General features: G+C 70.2%; 21 protein-coding genes. 16 read left to right on the plus strand and 5 right to left on the minus strand.

The window, feature by feature from the left end; translation table 11 throughout:
- Positions 1-107: 107 nt before the first annotated feature.
- From ACLJQM_RS24140 to ACLJQM_RS24170, 7 genes are read left to right on the plus strand one after another with little or no spacing between them, the layout of a single operon-like run.
- Positions 108-905: a helix-turn-helix transcriptional regulator gene (locus ACLJQM_RS24140; protein ID WP_410632895.1), complete on the plus strand. Its 798-nt coding sequence runs from the start codon at positions 108-110 to the stop codon at positions 903-905.
- On the plus strand, positions 902-2,350 hold the full coding sequence (gene sufB, locus ACLJQM_RS24145; protein ID WP_247011476.1) for a Fe-S cluster assembly protein SufB: 1,449 nt from the start codon (positions 902-904) through the stop codon (positions 2,348-2,350). The genes ACLJQM_RS24140 and sufB overlap by 4 nt, the downstream gene beginning before the upstream one ends.
- Positions 2,351-2,352: 2 nt before the next feature.
- Complete coding sequence (gene sufD, locus ACLJQM_RS24150; protein WP_410632852.1) at positions 2,353-3,525, plus strand: Fe-S cluster assembly protein SufD; 1,173 nt, start codon at positions 2,353-2,355, stop codon at positions 3,523-3,525.
- 34 nt (positions 3,526-3,559) lie between these two features.
- Positions 3,560-4,330: a Fe-S cluster assembly ATPase SufC gene (sufC, locus tag ACLJQM_RS24155; protein WP_360773294.1), complete on the plus strand. Its 771-nt coding sequence runs from the start codon at positions 3,560-3,562 to the stop codon at positions 4,328-4,330.
- 40 nt (positions 4,331-4,370) lie between these two features.
- Complete coding sequence (locus tag ACLJQM_RS24160) at positions 4,371-5,660, plus strand: cysteine desulfurase (RefSeq protein WP_410632854.1); 1,290 nt, start codon at positions 4,371-4,373, stop codon at positions 5,658-5,660.
- On the plus strand, positions 5,657-6,106 hold the full coding sequence (gene sufU / locus ACLJQM_RS24165; RefSeq protein WP_360773288.1) for a Fe-S cluster assembly sulfur transfer protein SufU: 450 nt from the start codon (positions 5,657-5,659) through the stop codon (positions 6,104-6,106). Before ACLJQM_RS24160 ends, sufU begins: the two co-directional genes overlap by 4 nt.
- Positions 6,103-6,504 carry a metal-sulfur cluster assembly factor gene (locus ACLJQM_RS24170; protein ID WP_013224702.1) on the plus strand — a complete coding sequence of 134 codons (402 nt, stop codon included), beginning with the start codon at positions 6,103-6,105 and terminating at the stop codon, positions 6,502-6,504. The genes sufU and ACLJQM_RS24170 overlap by 4 nt, the downstream gene beginning before the upstream one ends.
- Here ACLJQM_RS24170 and ACLJQM_RS24175 read toward each other — a convergent pair.
- Positions 6,494-7,276: a DUF4184 family protein gene (locus tag ACLJQM_RS24175; RefSeq protein WP_410632856.1), complete on the minus strand. Its 783-nt coding sequence runs from the start codon at positions 7,274-7,276 to the stop codon at positions 6,494-6,496. The genes ACLJQM_RS24170 and ACLJQM_RS24175 overlap by 11 nt on opposite strands.
- Before the next feature lie 17 nt (positions 7,277-7,293).
- Between ACLJQM_RS24175 and ACLJQM_RS24180 the strand changes: the two genes are divergently transcribed.
- Positions 7,294-7,632, plus strand: a complete 339-nt coding sequence (locus ACLJQM_RS24180; protein WP_360773282.1) for a YnfA family protein — start codon at positions 7,294-7,296, stop codon at positions 7,630-7,632.
- Here ACLJQM_RS24180 and ACLJQM_RS24185 read toward each other — a convergent pair.
- Positions 7,621-9,549: an ABC1 kinase family protein gene (locus tag ACLJQM_RS24185; protein WP_410632857.1), complete on the minus strand. Its 1,929-nt coding sequence runs from the start codon at positions 9,547-9,549 to the stop codon at positions 7,621-7,623. The genes ACLJQM_RS24180 and ACLJQM_RS24185 overlap by 12 nt on opposite strands.
- 169 nt (positions 9,550-9,718) lie before the next feature.
- On the opposite strand from ACLJQM_RS24185, the gene ACLJQM_RS24190 reads away from it, so the two are divergent.
- Positions 9,719-10,252, plus strand: coding sequence for a snapalysin family zinc-dependent metalloprotease (locus ACLJQM_RS24190; protein WP_410632858.1), 534 nt, complete (start codon positions 9,719-9,721; stop codon positions 10,250-10,252).
- 6 nt (positions 10,253-10,258) lie between these two features.
- On the opposite strand, the gene ACLJQM_RS24195 is transcribed toward ACLJQM_RS24190, so the two are convergent.
- Positions 10,259-10,666: a DUF2000 domain-containing protein gene (locus ACLJQM_RS24195; protein ID WP_410632859.1), complete on the minus strand. Its 408-nt coding sequence runs from the start codon at positions 10,664-10,666 to the stop codon at positions 10,259-10,261.
- A 109-nt stretch (positions 10,667-10,775) separates the two neighbouring features.
- Between ACLJQM_RS24195 and ACLJQM_RS24200 the strand changes: the two genes are divergently transcribed.
- Genes ACLJQM_RS24200 through ACLJQM_RS24215 form a run of 4 tightly spaced genes read left to right on the plus strand, consistent with a single transcriptional unit; the run spans position 10,776 to position 13,734 of the window.
- Positions 10,776-11,231, plus strand: coding sequence for an Lrp/AsnC family transcriptional regulator (locus ACLJQM_RS24200; RefSeq protein WP_410632860.1), 456 nt, complete (start codon positions 10,776-10,778; stop codon positions 11,229-11,231).
- A 55-nt stretch (positions 11,232-11,286) separates the two neighbouring features.
- Positions 11,287-12,510 (plus strand): sensor histidine kinase, encoded by a 1,224-nt coding sequence (locus ACLJQM_RS24205; RefSeq protein WP_410632861.1) that lies wholly within the window; start codon positions 11,287-11,289, stop codon positions 12,508-12,510.
- On the plus strand, positions 12,507-13,154 hold the full coding sequence (locus ACLJQM_RS24210) for a response regulator (protein ID WP_410632862.1): 648 nt from the start codon (positions 12,507-12,509) through the stop codon (positions 13,152-13,154). Before ACLJQM_RS24205 ends, ACLJQM_RS24210 begins: the two co-directional genes overlap by 4 nt.
- A 4-nt stretch (positions 13,155-13,158) precedes the next feature.
- Positions 13,159-13,734 (plus strand): hypothetical protein, encoded by a 576-nt coding sequence (locus tag ACLJQM_RS24215; protein WP_410632863.1) that lies wholly within the window; start codon positions 13,159-13,161, stop codon positions 13,732-13,734.
- Positions 13,735-13,737: 3 nt separating this feature from the next.
- Here the strand turns inward: ACLJQM_RS24215 and cysC are convergent, their stop codons facing one another.
- Together cysC and cysD are read right to left on the minus strand one after the other, a co-directional pair.
- The gene (cysC, locus tag ACLJQM_RS24220; RefSeq protein ID WP_410632864.1) at positions 13,738-15,546 is read right to left on the minus strand and encodes an adenylyl-sulfate kinase; all 1,809 of its coding nucleotides are present in this window, start codon (positions 15,544-15,546) and stop codon (positions 13,738-13,740) included.
- A complete protein-coding gene (gene cysD, locus ACLJQM_RS24225; RefSeq protein ID WP_247011455.1) occupies positions 15,546-16,478 on the minus strand; it encodes a sulfate adenylyltransferase subunit CysD in 933 nt (310 codons plus the stop codon). The genes cysC and cysD overlap by 1 nt, the downstream gene beginning before the upstream one ends.
- Before the next feature lie 39 nt (positions 16,479-16,517).
- Between cysD and ACLJQM_RS24230 the strand changes: the two genes are divergently transcribed.
- From ACLJQM_RS24230 to ACLJQM_RS24240, 3 genes are read left to right on the plus strand one after another with little or no spacing between them, the layout of a single operon-like run.
- Entirely contained in the window at positions 16,518-16,997 is a 480-nt protein-coding gene (locus tag ACLJQM_RS24230; protein WP_410632865.1) for a nuclear transport factor 2 family protein, read from the plus strand.
- A complete protein-coding gene (locus ACLJQM_RS24235) occupies positions 16,994-18,184 on the plus strand; it encodes a hypothetical protein (RefSeq protein WP_360773256.1) in 1,191 nt (396 codons plus the stop codon). Before ACLJQM_RS24230 ends, ACLJQM_RS24235 begins: the two co-directional genes overlap by 4 nt.
- Complete coding sequence (locus tag ACLJQM_RS24240; RefSeq protein WP_410632866.1) at positions 18,181-18,969, plus strand: SDR family oxidoreductase; 789 nt, start codon at positions 18,181-18,183, stop codon at positions 18,967-18,969. Before ACLJQM_RS24235 ends, ACLJQM_RS24240 begins: the two co-directional genes overlap by 4 nt.
- Positions 18,970-18,971: the final 2 nt, after the last annotated feature.

The raw sequence follows: 18,971 nt of genomic DNA on the forward strand, positions 1-18,971 counted from the left end.
GAGTGAGTCGGGTCACTGCCGGACACCCCGCCTTTGCCGACCGCGGGGAAATAAGACACACTTGTGTTGTGAAAAAGACGGAGGCGGGTGACCAGGCGGGCGGCGACATGCCCCGCGCCACGCTCCCGCACGTCCCGTCGCAGGTCAGCGCCGAGGGCAAGACCCGGCAAGAGGTCGCCCGGCTGCTGCTGGAACAGGGTCCCATGACCGCGGTCGTGGTCGCCGAGCAGCTCGGGATCAGCCCGGCGGCGGTCCGCCGCCACCTGGACGCGCTGCTCGCCGACGGCGAAGCCGAGACCCGGGACGCGCCGCGCCGCGGACCCCGGGGCCGGGGCCGTCCGGCGAAGCTGTTCCTGCTCACCGAGCCCGGCCGCGCCCGGTTCGGCCACGCCTACGACGACCTCGCCGTCTCCGCCATCCGCTTCCTCGCCGAGCACGCCGGCGAAGACGCCGTACGCGCCTTCGCCGAACAGCGCGTCGAGAAGCTGGTCGGCCCGCACCGCCCGGCGATCACCGGTTCGAGTGATCCGGCGGCACGCGCGGAGGCCTTGGCCACCGCGTTGAGCAGGGAGGGCTACGCTGCGTCGACCCGTCAGGTCGGTGCTCCGGCACCCGGTCAGAACGTCTCCGGCACCAGCCACCACGTCGGAGCGCAGCTTTGCCAGCACCACTGTCCGGTCGCCCACGTCGCCGCGGAGTTCCCGCAGCTGTGCGAGGCCGAGACCGAGGCGTTCGCGCGGCTGCTGGGCACCCACGTCCAGCGGCTGGCGACCATCGCACGCGGTGACTCCGCGTGCACCACACACGTGCCCGTCACGACGGGTAACCCGGCCCATCCCGAGCCGGGAAGCACGGTGCCCACTGGGCGCGAAGCACGGATCCCGAATGGAGGGAAACCCGCATGACTGCCGCTGCCGAGCAGCGCACTCCCACCACCGCGCCACTGAGCCAGGAAGAGACCATCGAGTCCCTTGGCAAGTACGCGTTCGGCTGGGCCGACTCCGACGAGGCGGGCGCCAGCGCCCGTCGCGGGCTTAACGAAGATGTCGTCACCGACATCTCCGGGAAGAAGTCCGAGCCGGAGTGGATGCGCGAAGCGCGACTGAAGGCGCTCAAGCTCTTCGAAAAGAAGCCCATGCCCAACTGGGGGGCCGACCTCTCCGGGATCGACTTCGACAACATCAAGTACTTCGTCCGCTCCAGCGAGAAGCAGGCTGCGAGCTGGGAAGACCTTCCCGAGGACATCAAGAACACCTACGACAAGCTCGGCATCCCCGAGGCGGAGAAGCAGCGCCTCGTCGCCGGTGTCGCGGCGCAGTACGAGTCCGAGGTCGTCTACCACTCGATCCGCGAGGACCTCGAGGCCCAGGGCGTCCTCTTCCTGGACACCGACACGGCGCTCCGGGAGCAGCCGGAGCTGTTCGAGGAGTACTTCGGCTCGGTCATCCCGGCCGGCGACAACAAGTTCTCCGCGCTGAACACGGCGGTCTGGTCCGGCGGCTCGTTCATCTACGTGCCGAAGGGCGTGCACGTGGACATCCCGCTGCAGGCCTACTTCCGGATCAACACCGAGAACATGGGCCAGTTCGAGCGCACCCTGATCATCGTCGACGAAGACGCCTACGTGCACTACGTCGAGGGGTGCACGGCGCCGATCTACCAGTCCGACTCGCTGCACTCGGCGGTCGTGGAGATCATCGTCAAGAAGGGCGCCCGCTGCCGCTACACGACCATCCAGAACTGGTCGAACAACGTCTACAACCTGGTCACCAAGCGCGCCAAGTGCGAGGCCGGCGCGACCATGGAATGGATCGACGGCAACATCGGTTCCAAGGTGACGATGAAGTACCCGTCGGTCTTCCTCATGGGCGAGCACGCCAAGGGTGAGGTCCTCTCGGTCGCGTTCGCGGGCGAGGGCCAGCACCAGGACGCGGGCGCCAAGATGGAGCACCTCGCGCCGCACACCTCCTCGACGATCGTGTCGAAGTCGGTGGCGCGCGGCGGCGGCCGGACGTCGTACCGCGGCCTGGTCCGCGTGGCGAAGCGGGCGCACCACTCGCGCTCCAGCGTGGTCTGCGACGCGCTGCTCGTCGACACCATCTCGCGGTCGGACACGTACCCGTACGTGGACATCCGCAACGACGAGGTGTCGATGGGCCACGAGGCCACGGTGTCCAAGGTCAGCGAGGACCAGCTGTTCTACCTGATGTCGCGCGGTCTCGACGAGGCCGAGGCGATGGCGATGATCGTGCGCGGCTTCGTGGAGCCGATCGCCCGTGAGCTGCCGATGGAGTACGCGCTCGAGCTGAACCGCCTGATCGAGCTCCAGATGGAAGGGTCCGTCGGCTAGTCATGTCGGTTACCGAGAACAACGTTTCCGAAGCTCTTCGCGAGGGGGCGGTCGTTCCGGCCGCCTCCCGCGCGGAGCGCTTCACCTCCTACGACGTCGAGGCCTTCGAGGTCCCGCGCGGCCGTGAGGAGAACTGGCGCTTCACGCCGATGAAGCGCCTCCGCGGCCTGCACGACGGCAGCGCGCAGCCCACGGGCGAGATCACCCTGGACGCCGACGCGGCGGACGAGCTGAAGATCGAGTCGGTCGGCCGCGACGACTCGCGCCTCGGCGAGGCCGGCGTCCCGAGCGACCGGATCGCCGCGCAGGCGTACTCGGCGTTCACCAAGGCCACCGTCGTCACGGTGCCCAAGGAGACGAAGGCGTCGAAGCCGTCGGTGCTGCGGATCCACGGCCCGGGCGAAGGTCAGGTCGCCTACGGGCACCTGCAGGTCCGCGCCGAGGCGTTCGCCGAAGCCGTGATCGTGCTCGACCACGTCGGCTCCGGCACCTACGCCGACAACGTCGAGTTCGTCATCGGCGACGGCGCCAAGGTCACCGTGGTCAGCGTCCAGGACTGGGCCGACGACGCGGTGCACGTCTCCGAGCAGCACCTGAAGCTGGGCCGCGACGCCGCGCTGCGGCACACCGTGATCACCCTGGGCGGCGACCTCGTCCGGATCTCGCCGACCGCGACCTTCGCGGACAAGGGCGGCGACGTCGAGATGCTCGGCGTCTACTTCGCGGACAAGGGCCAGCACCAGGAGCACCGGCTGTTCGTCGACCACGCGGTCCCGAACTGCAAGTCGCGCGTGATGTACAAGGGCGCGCTGCAGGGCGACGACGCGCACACGGTCTGGATCGGCGACGTCCTGATCCGCGCCGCGGCCGAGGCCACCGACACCTACGAGCTCAACCGCAACCTGGTGCTCACGCCCGGCGCGCGCGCGGACTCGGTGCCGAACCTCGAGATCGAGACCGGCGAGATCGAAGGCGCCGGCCACGCGAGCGCGACGGGAAGGTTCGACGACGAGCAGTTGTTCTACCTCCAGTCGCGCGGGATCGGCGAAGAGGCCGCGCGGCGACTGGTCGTGCGCGGGTTCTTCCACGAGATCCTGGTGAAGATCGACGTCCCCGAGGTGCGCGAGCGCCTCGAAGCCGCGATCGAGGCCGAGCTCGAAGCCGTTGGCGCCTGACGCCGTCCACCACAGACTTCAGGAAAGAAAAGACATGGCTACCCTGGAAATCAAGGACCTCCACGCCTCGGTCACGACCGACGAGGGCGCCAAGGAGATCCTCAAGGGCGTCAACCTGACCATCAAGTCGGGCGAGACGCACGCGATCATGGGCCCCAACGGCTCCGGCAAGTCCACCCTGTCCTACGCGATCGCCGGCCACCCGAAGTACCAGGTGACCTCCGGCGAGGTGCTGCTCGACGGCGAGAACGTCCTCGAGATGAGCGTCGACGAGCGCGCCCGCGCGGGCCTGTTCCTCGCGATGCAGTACCCGGTCGAGGTGCCCGGCGTCTCGATGTCCAACTTCCTCCGCACCGCGGCCACCGCGGTCCGTGGCGAGGCCCCCAAGCTGCGCCACTGGGTCAAGGAGGTCAAGGAGGAGATGGGCAAGCTCGAGATCTCGCAGGAGTTCGCCGAGCGCTCGGTCAACGAGGGCTTCTCCGGCGGCGAGAAGAAGCGCCACGAGATCCTGCAGCTGGCGCTGCTCAAGCCGAAGTTCGCCATCCTCGACGAGACCGACTCCGGCCTCGACGTCGACGCCCTGCGCGTCGTGTCCGAGGGCGTGAACAACTACAAGGCGTCGAGCGAGGTCGGCGTCATGCTGATCACGCACTACACCCGGATCCTGCGGCACATCACGCCGGACTTCGTGCACGTCTTCGCCGGCGGCAAGATCGTCGAGTCGGGCGGCAAGGAGCTGGCGGACGAGCTCGAGGAGAACGGCTACGTCAAGTACGTCGGCAAGCCCGAGCCCGCCGCGCTCTGACTTTCGCCAGTACACACCGAGAATGAGAGGAGTCGGCCCGATGACCACCACCTCGGCCAGCTCTGTGCCACTCGACGTGGCGGCCCTGAGGGCCGACTTCCCCATCCTGTCGCGCACGGTTCGCGACGGGAAACCCTTGGTGTACCTGGACTCCGGAGCGACGTCGCAACGCCCGGCGCAGGTGTTCGACGCGGAGCGCGACTACGTGTTCACGTCGAACGCCGCCGTCCACCGCGGCGCCCACCAGCTGTCCGAAGAAGCGACGGACGCCTACGAGTCCGCGCGGGCGAAGATCGCCGAGTTCGTCGGTGCCGACCCCGAAGAACTGGTGTTCACCAAGAACGCGACCGAGGGCATCAACCTCGTCGCGTACTCGATGAGCAACGCCGCCACGGCCGGTCCCGAAGCTTCGCGTTTCGTGGTCGGGCCGGGCGACGAGATCGTCATCACCGAGATGGAGCACCACGCGAACCTCGTGCCGTGGCAGCAGTTGTGCCAGCGCACCGGGGCGACGCTGAAGTGGTTCAAGGTGACCGCGGACGGCCGCCTCGACCTGTCCGATGTGGACGAACTGATCACCGAGCGCACCAAGGTGGTCGCGTTCGCGCACCAGTCCAACGTGCTCGGCACGGTCAACCCGGTCTCGCTGCTGGTCGAGAAGGCCAAGGCCGTCGGCGCGTTCACCGTGCTGGACGCCTGCCAGTCGGTGCCGCACTTCCCGGTCGACTTCCACGCGCTGGGTGTCGACTTCGCCGTGTTCTCCGGCCACAAGATGCTCGGCCCGTCCGGCATCGGTGTCCTCTACGGGCGCACCGAGCTGCTGTCGGCCATGCCGCCGTTCCTGACCGGCGGGTCGATGATCGAGATGGTCCGCATGGAGGGCTCCACCTTCGCGCAGCCGCCGCAGCGGTTCGAGGCGGGCGTGCCGATGACGTCGCAGGCCATCGGCCTCGGCGCGGCCGTCGACTACCTCTCGGCCATCGGCATGGACCGCATCGCGGCCCACGAGCACGAGCTCGCCGCGGCGGCCCTGGAAGGCATCGGTGCGATCCCGGGGGTCCGGATCATCGGGCCGACCGACTCGAAGGACCGCGGCGCCACGGTGTCGTTCGTGATCGACGGCGTGCACCCGCACGACGCCGGCCAGGTGCTGGACAGCCTCGGCATCGCCGTGCGCGTCGGCCACCACTGCGCGTGGCCGCTGCACCGGGCGTGCGGCGCCCAGGCGACCGTGCGCGCGTCGTTCTACCTCTACAACACGCTCTCCGAGGTCGACGCCCTGGTCGCGGGGGTCCGCGAGGCGCAGAAGTTCTTCGGGGTGGCGCAGTGAACCTGGAGAGCATGTACCAGGAGATCATCCTGGACCACTACAAGAACCCGCACGGGCGCGGCCTGCGCGACCCGTTCGACGCCGAGTCGTTCCAGGTCAACCCGACCTGCGGCGACGAGGTGACGCTGCGGGTGAAGCTCGACGACGGGAAGGTCGCCGACGTCTCCTACGACGGCCAGGGCTGCTCGATCAGCCAGGCCTCGACGTCGGTCTTGACGGATCTCGTCGTCGGCCACACGCTTGAAGAGGCGTTCACCACCATGGACGCCTTCGTCGAACTGATGCAGGGCAAGGGAAAGATCGAGCCGGACGAGGACGTGCTGGAGGACGGGGTCGCCTTCGCGGGTGTCGCGAAGTACCCGGCCCGCGTGAAGTGCGCCCTCCTCGGCTGGATGGCTTTCAAGGACGCCGTCGCCCGGACCACCAACGGAGCTGAGAAAGCATGACCGAAGACACCGCCACCGACGCCCGCGAGGGACGGACGGCCGCCGACCTCGACGCCGAGACCACCGCGACGCAGGACCTCGACCTCGCCAAGCTCGAGGACGTCGAGGAAGCCATGCGCGACGTCGTCGACCCGGAGCTCGGCATCAACGTCGTCGACCTCGGCCTGGTGTACGACATCCGCGTCGAGCCGGACAACACGGCGACGATCGACATGACGCTGACGTCCGCGGCCTGCCCGCTGACCGACGTGATCGAAGACCAGACGTCGGCCGCGCTGACGTCCGGTGGGCTGGTCAAGGACTTCCGCATCAACTGGGTCTGGATGCCGCCGTGGGGCCCGGAGAAGATCACCGAGGACGGCCGCGAGCAGCTGCGCGCCCTCGGCTTCACCGTCTGAGTTCCGGTTCGCCGAGCGGGTCACCCTCCGGGGTGGCCCGCTTTGTGTATAACGCCCTATACCAGGCGGCGTGGAGACCGAGCGCGATCAGGAACCCGCTGCCGGCGCCGGTGACCGCGAGGTAGGTCGCGTTGCCGGCGACGCCCGCACCCGTCATCGGGTCGTGGTGGGCGAGGAACGGCAGGACTTCGGCGGCCACGCCGGCCAGCGCGCCGGCGGCCAGGAACGCGAGCACGGGCTTGCGGTGCCGGGAGGCGTTCGGTGCCGGCGCGGTGGGCGCGGTGCGGTACCAGTTCCGCAGCCACCGGGCGAGCACCCCGGCGCCGGCGATCGTGCTGACCAGCTGGATCAGCCGGCCGACGTCGACCCCGGTGACCAGCGGGATCCGGAGTAACGGGAAGCCGCCGCTTTCGTGGGTGAAGGCGTCCCACCCGACGTGCGTGGCGGCGCCGAGCACCAGGGAGAGGGCGATCCACCCCGGCCGCTTCCAGCTGAAGTGCCGGGGCACCCGTTCGGCCAGCGATCGTGGAGCCAGCGCGAGCAGAGGCCGCTTCAGGAAGCCGTGGAAGACGGCCAGAATCACCAGGGCGAGGAGCGGGTCGAGCCAGAGGACCGAGGCGAACTCGTGGGTCTTCGTCAGCCCGATCCCGGGCAGCCGCGGCACGAACCAGAAGACGTCGGGCGCGACCGACCCGGCCACGAGCGCGGAGGCCACCAGCGGCCGTCTCGCCAGCGGCAGCACAGCGGCGGGATGACTCAGCGTGAACGGCACGCGGCTAGTATCCCGGGGTGCTCCTGCGCTCGATCCTCCTGTTCCTCGCCGCGGCGATCTGCGAAATCGGCGGCGCGTGGCTGATCTGGCAGGGCGTCCGCGAAAACCGCGGCTGGCTGTGGATCGGCGGGGGAATCGTGGCATTGGGCGTGTACGGCTTCGTGGCGACGCTCCAGCCGGACGCCCACTTCGGCCGCATCCTCGCCGCGTACGGCGGCGTGTTCGTGGCGGGCTCACTGACGTGGGGAGTACTGGCGGACGGTTACCGGCCGGACCGCTACGACGTCATCGGCGCACTGCTGTGCCTGGCGGGGGTCGCGGTGATCATGTACGCGCCGCGGGGTTCAGCGAGCTGACCGCCGTCCGGAGCGCCGGAAGACCACGAACAGCAACCGCAACCCCACCAACGCGCTGATCACCAGCAGGTTGTAGCCGAACACCTGGTGCAGCGTCAGGTCCGGCAGGATCCTCGGCCCGCCGTTGCCGGCCAGCAGGAACACCGCCATCAAGCCCGTTGCCGCGCCCACGAAGGCCAGCAGGACCTCGTGGACCAGGCCCGTCACCACGTCGCGGTCGCGCTCGTCCGAAAACAGGCGGATGTTCACCGACAGCCTGCCCTCCTCCAGGGCCGCGCCGATGCGGTCGATGCGGCGGGGGAGGCGGCGCAGCACCGGGAGCAGGGCCATGACTTCGTTGACCGCCGTGCGGCGCAGGGACTCCGGGCGCAAGCCGGCGCCGACCTGCTCGACGGCGAACGCGCGGGACTCCGCCACCACGTCGAACGCGGGGTCGAGGGCGGCGAGCGTGCCCTCCACCGTCGCCAGTGCGCGGAACACCGCGGCCACCGGCGGGGGCACGCTCAGCCGGAAGTCCGCGACCACCCGGAACAGGCCGGTGAAGAGGTCGAGGCCCGGGGAGCGGCCGGGGCCGAAGTGGCGGGCGACCAGGGCGCCGAGCGCGCGTTCGAGGCGCTGTTCGTCGATGTCGTCGGTGCGGTCGACGATCTCCAGCAGCCCGTCGCGCAGGGCGGCCGGGTCGCCGCGGTCGAGGGCGAGCACCAGGTTCTGGAGGCCGCCGCGCAGGCTCGCGTCGAGGCGGCCGACCGAACCGAAGTCGAGCAGGCCGAGGCGGCCGTCGGGCAGGAGCATCAGGTTGCCCGGGTGCGGGTCGGCGTGGAAGACGCCGCCGATCATCACCTGGTCGAGCAGGCAGCGCAGCAACGTCCGCGCGAGCCGCTTGCGGTCCGCCGGCGGTGCCGTCTCCACCGGACGGCCGGTCAGCCGGGACATGACGAGGACGCGCTCGGTGGACAGTGCTTTGTGGACGGTCGGCAGCACGACGTCCGGGCCGGAAGTGGTCGTCACGGCGGCGATGTTGCGGGCCTCGATGGTGAAGTCGAGTTCCTCGGCCAGCGCCTCGGCGAACCCGTCGGCCAGCTCGGTGACGCCGAGCGAGCGCGCCCAGTCCGCGCGTTCCTCGAGGGCCGCCGCGACGCGCCGGACGATGTCGATGTCGCGTTCGGCCTGCTCCCGCACGCCGGGGCGCTGGACCTTCACGACGACCTCCTGGCCGTCGTGCAGCTTCGCCCGGTAGACCTGCGCGACCGACGCCGCCGCCAGGGGTTCGGGGTCGAACTCGGCGAAGACGTCGTCGGGCGAGCCCCCGAGTTCGGCGGCCAGCAGGGCCCACACCGCTTCGGCGCGGGCGGGTGCGACCCGGTCCTGCAGCTTCGCGAGCTCCTCGACGAACGCCGGTGGCAGCAGGTCCGCGCGGGTCGAGAGCAGCTGGCCGAGCTTCACGAACGTCACGCCGCCCTCTTCCAGTGCCCGGCGCAGGGACCGGGCGAGCTTGGCGTGCCGTCCCGGCGCGAGATCGGGATCGCGGCGGCCCGCGAGGTAGCGGTCGAGGCCGTGCTTGACGGCGATCCGGCTGATCTGCGAGTACCGGCGGGCGCGCGTGAGCTTGGCGCCCAGCGCGCGCACCCGGAGCCCGTCCGGCAGGGCCACCTCGGCGACGAGGAGGAAGATCAGCGTCGCGAGGAAAGCACTGCCCGCCAACGGGATCACCAGCCCGAGCGCCGCGCCGCCGTTGCGCAGCAGGGAAACCGGGAACGCCTGCGCGATCCCGCCCGCGACGAGCCAGCCGAACGCGGCGCCGCACAACGCCCGCACGGCGCCGATCCGGACCCCGAGCACCCGCCGCGACGCCACCACGAGCGGCCACAACACCAGCGCGTACAGGGGAAGGGTCAGCAGGCCCACCAGGATGTCCACGCCGGAGAGCAGACCACGGCGGCGGGCCCGGGCGGCTCACGCGGCGGCGGGACCCGGCTCCCTCCCGCGAGGGAACTACTTTCGGCCGTGGCCCGCCCGGTCCGTGGACTTCTAACCTGATCGCTCGAACGACGGTGAAGTGTTCTCTGAATCGGACGAAGGAGACACGATGGAAGCACGCGTGATCGGCCGGATCGCGGCGCTGGCCCTGGCGGCCCCGCTGGCCTTGGGGCTCGCGGCCGCGCCCGCTTCGGCGGCCGCAGTCACGACGCTCTATTACAGCTCGTCGGGCGCGCCGGACTACCTCGCCCAGATCGACCAGGGCGCGGCGAACTGGAACGCCGCCGTCACCGACGTGAAGCTGGTCAAGCGCACCACGAGCGCGACGATCAAGTTCCACGAGATCCACAGTGGCGGCTCGTACACCAACACCAACGGCCACGGCCGCGGCGACATCTACCTCGACACGAGCCAGGTCGCCGAGGGCTACGACCCGACCCGGATCGCCGCGCACGAGCTCGGCCACAACCTCGGCCTGCCCGACCACTACAGCGGCCCGTGCACCGAGCTGATGTCCGGCCACGGCCCGGGCACGGCGTGCAAGAACGCCAAGCCGGACGCGACCGAGACGGCGAAGGTCCAGTCCCTGTGGGTGAACGGCTTCGCCGCCGCCCGCACGGCGACCCGGGTCTCGGTCCGCTAGCCGCGATCAGCGCAGCAGGGGAAGGGATCCCACGAGCCGGTCGACGCGCTTCCGCGGGCCGTGCACGGCGACGCCCACGCTGTCGAGGTCCGCGGTGGCGGTGGCCGCCAGCCGGCCGGTGTACTCGTCGTAGGTCCGGCAGCTCTGGGCGAGCGCGCTGAAGGAGACGAAGAAGAGCTCGCCGTCCTCGGCCGCCGCCCGGACAACGGCGGCGACCTTCGCTCGCGGCGCCGCCAGGATCGGCAGCGGCGTGGCGATGATCCCGGGATGGGCGACGCCGTCGGCGTCCTCGACGTCGGCCCCGACCAGGCCGCCGACGCGGTGGCCCAAGGTCACCGACAGGACGCCGGCGGCGTTCGCCGCGAGCCCGGTGGTCAGCTCTTCGCTGACCACGATGGCGCATTTGGTGATCATGGCGCCAAGGTAGACAGGGCGCGGAGCAGCCGCGGGAAACTCCGCATCGGATTCGGTAAGCTGCGGAAAAATCCGAATCCTGCTCGCCGCGGGGGAGAGTGAGGCACCGGTGGACGAACTTGATGCGGCCTTGCTGACGTTGCTCCAGGAGGACGCGAAGCAGACCAACAAGGAGCTCGCGCGCCGCCTGCACATCGCCCAGTCGACCTGCCTCGAACGGGTGCGCGAGCTGACCCGGCGCGGGATCGTGCGCGGGCACCACGTCGAGGTCGACCTCAAGAAGATCGGCCGGCCGGTGCAGGCGATGGTGGCCGTCCGGCTGCGGCCGCCCGACCGCGCGGTGATCGAATCGTTCCGCGCGTTCGTCACCGGGCTGCCCGAGGTGCTGTCGGTGTTCGTGATGTCCGGCAGCGACGACTTCCTGCTGCACATCGCGGTCGCCGACAACGACGAGCTGAGCGGGTTCGTCCTCGACCGGCTGACCCAGCGCAAGGAGATCGTCGACGTCCGGACGTCGGTCATCTTCAGCCACTTCCGCCGCACCGTCGTGACGCCGGTGTCGTGACCGGTTCAACCGCGGGAGGGAGGCGCACGCGGGCCGCGGCTGCGAAGATCGGCCGGTGCGCGTACTCCGCCCCCTGACGGGCAAGGCGACCTACCGCCGCTGGGTCTACCTCGTGCTCGGTGGCGCGATCAGCGTGCCCTACCTGCTGTTCTCCGCGATCGCCGTGCCGTCGGTGCTGCCGTTCGTCACCACGATCGAGCGGGCCACCGTGCTCGGCGGCGGGCTCACGCTGCTCGTCCTGGCCGGCACGGCGTTCCTGCCCGCGGTGCACGTGCTCGAATCCACCGCGGTCCGCGAGCTGCTGGACGACCCGGTGCCGGACGCGCCCGCGAAACCGCACACCCGGCGCGGCAAGCGGCAGGCCGCGGGGATGTTCGTGCTGCACGTCGTCGCCGGGTTCGTCGTCAGCCTCTTCAGCCTGCTCGCGCCGGTCGCGATCGGGCTTTCGGTCAGCGCGGTGTTCACCGGGCAGTTCGTCGAAACCGGCGACGGCGAGCTGGCGGTGCCGGTGGGCTGGGCGTCGGCGTGGCTGCCCGCGGTGTTCGTGCTCGGCGGGGTGCTGCTGGTGTACGCGGTCTGGGCGATCGGCGGCCTGCTGCGCCGGGCCGCGACGGCGCTGCTCGGGATGAGCGCCGCCGACCGCATCGCCCGGCTGGAACGGCGGACCGAGCAGCTCGCCGAGCGCAATCGCCTGGCCAGGGAGCTGCACGATTCGGTGGGGCACGCGCTGAGCGTCGTCACGCTGCAGGCGGGCGCGGCCCGGCGGACGCTGCGCACCGACCCGGACTTCACCGAGCGCGCGCTGGGCGCGATCGAGGACTCGGCCCGCACCGCGCTCGACGACCTCGACCACGTCCTCGGCCTGCTGCGCGAGGAGCCCGCCGGCCGGACGCCGCAGCCGCTGCTGACCGAGCTGCCGTCGGTGCTGGAGACGACCCGGCTGGCGGGCACCCCGGTGACGGCGGAGATCACCGGTGACCTGGCCGCGGTGCCGGCGGTGGTGTCGCGGGAGGTGTACCGCATCCTGCAGGAATGCCTGACCAACGCGGTGCGGCACGCCGGTGGGGTCCCGGTGGCGGTGGCCGTGGGGATCACGGCGCACGAGCTGGCCGCGCGGGTGGCGAACCCGCTGGGCCCCGGCGCGGGTGGGTCCGGCGGCGGCCGCGGTGTGCGGGGCATGCGCGAGCGGGCGGCGGTGCTGGGTGGCGAGCTGTCGGCCGGACGGGTGGACGAGCGGTGGGAGGTCGTGGTGCGGGTGCCGTGGGGGAGCGGGCGATGAGCGTCGGGGTGCTGCTGGTCGACGACGAGCCGCTGATCCGGGCCGGGCTGCGGGCGATCGTCGACTGTGAAGACGGCCTCTCCGTGGTCGGCGAGGCCGCCGACGGTGCCGAAGTGCCCGGCCTCGTCGCCCGGCTGCGGCCCGATGTAGTGCTGATGGACGTCCGGATGCCCGCCGTGGACGGGATCGCCGCCACCGCGCACCTGATGTCCACTGTGGACCCACCGCCGAAGGTGATCGTGGTGACCACCTTCGAGAACGACGACTACGTCTACGACGCCTTGCGCGCCGGGGCCAGCGGGTTCCTGCTCAAGCGGGCGCGGCCGGAGGAGATCGTGGGGGCGATCCGGACCGTGGTGACGGGGGAGTCGCTGCTGTTCCCGGCGGCGATCCGCCGCCTGGCCGCCGGGCACGCCCCGGCCGGCGACGGGCTGGCCGGCGTCAACCTGACCGAACGCGAGCGCGAAGTCCTGCGGCTGATGGCCCTCGGACTGTCCAATGTGGAGATCGCGGGCGAGCTGTACCTGGGCGTCCAGACGGTGAAGACCCACGTGGGCAACGTGCTGGCGAAACTGGGCGCCCGCGACCGGACGCAGGCGGTGATCCGGGCGTACGACTCGGGCTTCGTGCTTCCGGCAGGATGAACGGATGACTGTGAGCTGGTGGGCGCTGGGCGTCTCTGTGTTTTCCTTGACTGTTGCCGTGATGTCGTTGGGATGGAATATCTACTCCTTTCGTCGTACTGGTCCAGTTGTGCAAGTTGAGTTGCACTTGGTCTCGGGTAGTGCAAACCAAAAGAAGAAGCCGCGTGTGTTGCAGGAGTGGCAGTACGTCGGTGTACGATTCGGGATGCACCAGGTCAAGTTCATTCAGCTGGAGATGGCGGTCTACAACAAGGGACGGTCGCCGGTCGATCTCGTCGAGGCCATGTTTGGGGTCAAGGGGCCTGCCGTTGACGTGGCTATGTCCAGCGCGAAGATGAACAAAAGGATTCCTCTCCGATTGGAGCACGGGTCCAAGGCGGTCTTCAAGATGGACATCGTCGATATTCTCGAAGATATCGAGAAGGATGAATTGACGAAACTCGAGTACTTCGTCGGGCAAGTCGAGCTTGGGAACGGGGATAGCGTGTTCTCCAAGAGATTGCCCTACGATAGTTGGCTTGATTCTCTCGCGAGGGCGAAGGAGAGCGTCGCCGAACTCAGGGTTGATGAACCCGACTAGGAATCAGCCGAGGTCGTCCAGCAGGGCCTGGATCGACGCCGCCATCGTGGCCGGGTCGCCGTCGGCCGGGTGGAGGATCAGGTCCGGCGACGACGGCCGCTCGTACGGCGCGTCGACGCCGGTGAACCCCTTGATCTCCCCGGCACGCGCCTTCGCGTACATGCCCTTCGGGTCGCGTGCCTCGCACACCTCCAGGGGCGTGTCCACGAAGACCTCCACGAACGGCAGGTCCGCGTGCACCTCCCGCGCGCGAGCCCGGTCCGACGCGTAAGGGCTGATCAGGGACGCGATCGCCACCACGCCCGCGTCCGCGAACAGGCGGGCCACCTCGGCCACCCGCCGGACGTTCTCCGCGCGGTCCTCCGGGCTGAAACCGAGGCCCGCGTTCAGTCCGTGGCGCAGGTTGTCGCCGTCCAGGAGGTACGCCGGGCGGCCGGCCGCGACCAGCCGGCGTTCGAGCTCCACCGCCACCGACGACTTGCCCGACGCCGAAAGGCCGGTGAGCCACACCGTCGCGCCGCGGGTCGGGCGGTCCTCGCGGCGGACCGCCGCGGTGTGCCAGACGACCGGGGACGCCGGGGCGCCGGTGATCATGCCCGCCGCGACCGTGTCGCCGGTGTGCTCGTCGACCAGCAGGAACCCGCCCGTGGCGCGGTTGCGGCGGTACGGGTCGAACAGCAGCGGCGCCCGCGTGCGCAGCCGGATGCGGCCGATGTCGTTCAAGGACAACGATTCCGCGGAGTCGCGGTGCAGCGTCGTCACGTCGAGGCGGTACTCCAGCTTCTCCACCGTGCCCCGCGTCTCGGACGTCGTGTGCCGCACCGCGAACGTGGCGCCCGGCGTCAGCGACGACCGCGAGGAGAACCAGCACACCAGCGCGTCGACCTCGCGCGCGGTCTCCGCGCGGTTGCCCGGGCGGCAGAGCATCGCGCCGCGCCCCAGGTCCAGGTCGTCGGCCAGCTCGACCGTCACCGCCTGGCCGGTGAAGGCTTCCGCGAGCGGGGTCCCGCCGGGGCCCCACACGGCGCGGACGCGGGAGGTGAACCCCGACGGCAGCGCCACCACCTCGTCGCCCGGCTTGAACACCCCGCCCGCGATGGTGCCCGCGTAGCCGCGGAAGTCCGGCCGGCGGATGACGTACTGCACCGGGAACCGGGCGTCGATCAGGTTGCGGTCGGAGGCGACGTGCACCTCTTCGAGCTGGTGCAGCAGCGAAGTTCCTTCGTACCAAGGCATGCTCGCGCTGCGGTGGACGACGTTGTCGCCGTGCAGCGCCGAAACCGGCACGAACGTCAGGTCGGCGACGTCGAGCTTCATCGCGAACCGCCGGAACTCCTCGCGGATCTCCTCGAAGCGCGCCGGCGACCACCCGACGAGGTCCATCTTGTTCACGCACACCACGAGGTGCCCGATCCCGAGCAGCGACGCGAGGAACGCGTGCCGCCGTGACTGCTCCAGCACGCCCTTGCGCGCGTCCACCAGGACCAGCGCCAGGTCGGCCGTCGACGCGCCGGTCACCATGTTCCGCGTGTACTGCAGGTGCCCCGGGGTGTCGGCGATGATGAACTTCCGCTTGGGCGTGGCGAAGTAGCGGTGCGCGACGTCGATTGTGATGCCCTGCTCGCGCTCGGCGCGCAGGCCGTCGGTGAGCAGCGCGAGGTCCGGGTAGTCCTCGCCGCGTTCACGGCTGGCGCGTTCGACAGCGGCGAGCTGATCGGTGAAGATCGCCTTCGAGTCGAACAGCAGCCTGCCGATCAGCGTGGACTTCCCGTCGTCCACGCTGCCCGCCGTGGCGATCCTCAGCAGCTGCATCAGAAGTAGCCCTCCCGCTTGCGGTCTTCCATGCCTGCCTCGGAAATCCGGTCGTCCGCTCGCGTCGCGCCGCGTTCGGTGACGCGGGTGGCGGCCACCTCGGCGACCACTTCGGACGGTGTCGACGCCGACGACTCGACGCAGCCCGTGCAGGTGGCGTCGCCGACGGTCCGGAAGCGCACGGTCGCCTCGTACGGCGTCTCACCGTCCACGAGGGACAGGAACCGGGTGGCCGCCAGCAGCATGCCGTCGCGCTGCACCACGGAACGCTGGTGCGCGTAGTACAGCGGCGGCAGCGCGATCCGTTCGTCCCGGACGTACTGCCAGATGTCGAGCTCGGTCCAGTTCGACAGCGGGAAGACGCGGATGTGCTCACCGCGCCGGTGCCGCCCGTTGTAGAGGTTCCACAGCTCCGGGCGTTGCGCCCGCGGGTCCCACTGGCCGTGCTCGTCGCGGAAGCTGAACACGCGTTCCTTCGCGCGGGCCTTCTCCTCGTCGCGGCGGGCCCCGCCGAACACGGCGTCGAACCCGCCCTCGCGGATCGCGCGCAGGAGCGTCACGGTCTGCAGCCGATTGCGGCTGGTGCCCGGGCCGGTCTCCTCGACGACGCGGCCGGCGTCGATGTCGTCCTGCACGCTCGCGACCTCGAGGCGCAGGTTCAGCGCGGCGACGGTCTCGTCGCGGAAGCGCAGCACCTCGTCGAAGTTGTGGCCGGTGTCGACGTGCAGCACCGGGAAGGGGAGTGGCGCCGGCCAGAACGCCTTGGCGGCGGCGTGGAGCATCACCACGGAGTCCTTGCCGCCGGAGAACAGCAGGACCGGGCGCTCGAAGGTCGCCGCGACCTCGCGGAAGACGTGCACGGCCTCCGCTTCGAGCGCGGCCAGGTGCGAGAGCTCGTACGAGGTCACGGACACCGGAAAAAAGTAGAACATGTTCTTGTCATCGGTCAAGCGGTGCGGGACCCTAGGACGATGGACCTGGTCGTACTCGAAGAGATCCGCCGGCTGAAGTACCGCTACCTCCGCGCGGTCGACCTGAAGCAGTGGGACGAGGTGGCCGACACCTTCACCGCCGACGCCACGGCCGACTACGGGACCCGCGCGACCGGCGAGGACGGGAAGCACTTCGAAGGGCGCGACGCCATCGTCGCGTTCCTCACCGAGAGCCTCGGCAACGGCATCATCACCGTGCACCACGCAGGTCAGCCCGAGATCGAAGTCGACGGCGACACCGCGACCGGGCGGTGGTCGTTCACCGACAAGGTCATCGTGCCCGAGCACAAGGTGATCATCGAAGGTGCCGCGTTCTACGAGGACACCTACCGCCGCGAAGCCGACGGCGCCTGGCGCATGACGCACATCGGCTACGTCCGGACGTACGAGTCGATGCTCTCCTGGGCGGACACCCCGGGCTTCCGGCTGCTCGCGAACCGCTGGGCCGTGCCGGTATGATCGAGAACGAGTTCTCGTTGACCCGGCCGTTCGCCGACGCCATCGCCGAGGCCGAGAAGCTGATCGCCGGAGCGCCGCACGTGAAGACCGAGCAGGACCTCCTCGAGGGCTACGACTACCTCGCGGGCAGCATCCGCGCGTCGGTGCAGATGGCCTGGGCCTACCAGCGCGACTTCCCGTACTTCACCGCGTCCACCGGGCCGTACACGAAGATGGGCCTGGACAACCCGGACACCCTCTACTTCAACGCGAACATCCGCGACGACCGCGAGTACCTGGTCACCGGCGTCCGCGGGACGACCGCCGACCTGAGCTTCCAGGTCCTCAACGGCGACTACTCGCCGGTCGTGGTGCCCGACAGCCTGACCGCGTTCGACGACCGCGCCATCGAAATCGGTGAAGACGGCCGGTTCGAACTGCGCTTCGGCCCGGCCCGCGAGAACCCGGGCCCGAACTACTTCACCCTCGGCAAGGGCTCGTCGATGCTCGTGGTCCGCGAGGTCCACAGCGACTGGGCGACCGAGCGGCGCGGCGAGATCCGGATCCGGTGCGTCGACACCGCCGGGCAGGCGCCACCGGTGCCCGACCGGACGGCGCTGGCCAAGCGCTACGGCGTCACCGGCAAGATGCTGCTGAGCCGGCTCAAGACGTTCCTCGCCTTCCCGAAGTGGTTCTACTACGACCTGCCGGTCAACACGATGACCGAGCCGCGGTCGACCCCCGGCGGCCTGACCACGCAGTTCTCCTCCGCCGGCCACTACGAGCTCGGCGACGAAGAGGCGCTGATCGTCACCGTGCCGCGCTGCGCGGACGCGCCCTACCAGGGCATCCAGCTCGGCAGCCTCTGGTACGTCTCGCTCGACTACATCAACCACCAGACGAGCCTCACCGCCGACCAGGCGCGCGTCGACCCCGACGGCAAGATCCGGTTCGTGATCAGCGAGCGCGACCCGGGGCTGGCCAACTGGCTGGAGCGCACCGGGCACGACCGCGGGTACGTCCAGATCCGCTGGCAGCGGCTCAACCGCGACCTCGATGCGGCCGACGGCCCGGTGGTCGAGGTGGTCAAGGTGGACGAGCTGCCGGACCGGCTGCCCTACCACGAGGAAGCACGCGTGACGCCGGCCGAGTGGACGGCGCGGATCGCGGCGCGGCAGGACGCCGTCGCCGCCCGGATGCTGGGGTGAGCGTGGCGGATCTGTTGCAGGGCAAGGTCGTCGTGGTCTCGGGCATCGGGCCGGGACTCGGCCGGTCGATCGCCGTGCGGAGCGCGGCGGCGGGCGCGGACGTCGTGCTCGCCGCGCGCACCGAGTCGCGGCTCACCGAGGTCGCCAAGGAGGTCACCGACCTCGGGCGCCGCGCCGTCGCGGTCCGGACCGACATCGACGACGCCGGCTCCGCCGAGAACCTCGCCGACGAGGCACTGGAGGCGTTCGGCCGCGTCGACGCGTTGGTGCACAACGCCTTCGCCGTCCCGCCGCTGACCGATCTGGCCACTGTGGACCTCGACGCCGTCCGGAAGGGCTTCGAAACCGCGGCGATCTCGGTGCTCCGGCTGACCCGGCTGTTCCTGCCCGCGCTCAAGGAGAGCAAGGGCTCGCTGGTGATGATCAATTCGGCCGTGCTGCGGCATTCCCGGCGCACGTTCGGCGCGTACAAGATGGCGAAGTCCGCGCTGCTGTCGCTGTCGCAGAGCCTCGCCAGCGAGGTCGGCCCGGACGGCGTCCGCGTCAACACCGTCGCGCCCGGCTACATCTGGGCGCCGAACCTCAAGTGGTACTTCACTTACCTGGCCAAGGAACGCGGGATCACGCCCGAAGAAGTCTACGCCGAAACCGCGTCCACGATAGACCTGCGCAAGCTGCCCGAGCCCGACGAGATCGCCGACGCCGTGGTGTTCCTCGCCTCGCCGATGGCGCGCGCGATCACCGGGCAGTGCCTCGACGTCAACGGCGGCGAGTACCACCACTAGGA

This window comes from Amycolatopsis sp. cmx-4-83 (assembly GCF_046548815.1).
GTDB classification, from domain to species: domain Bacteria; phylum Actinomycetota; class Actinomycetes; order Mycobacteriales; family Pseudonocardiaceae; genus Amycolatopsis; species Amycolatopsis pretoriensis_A.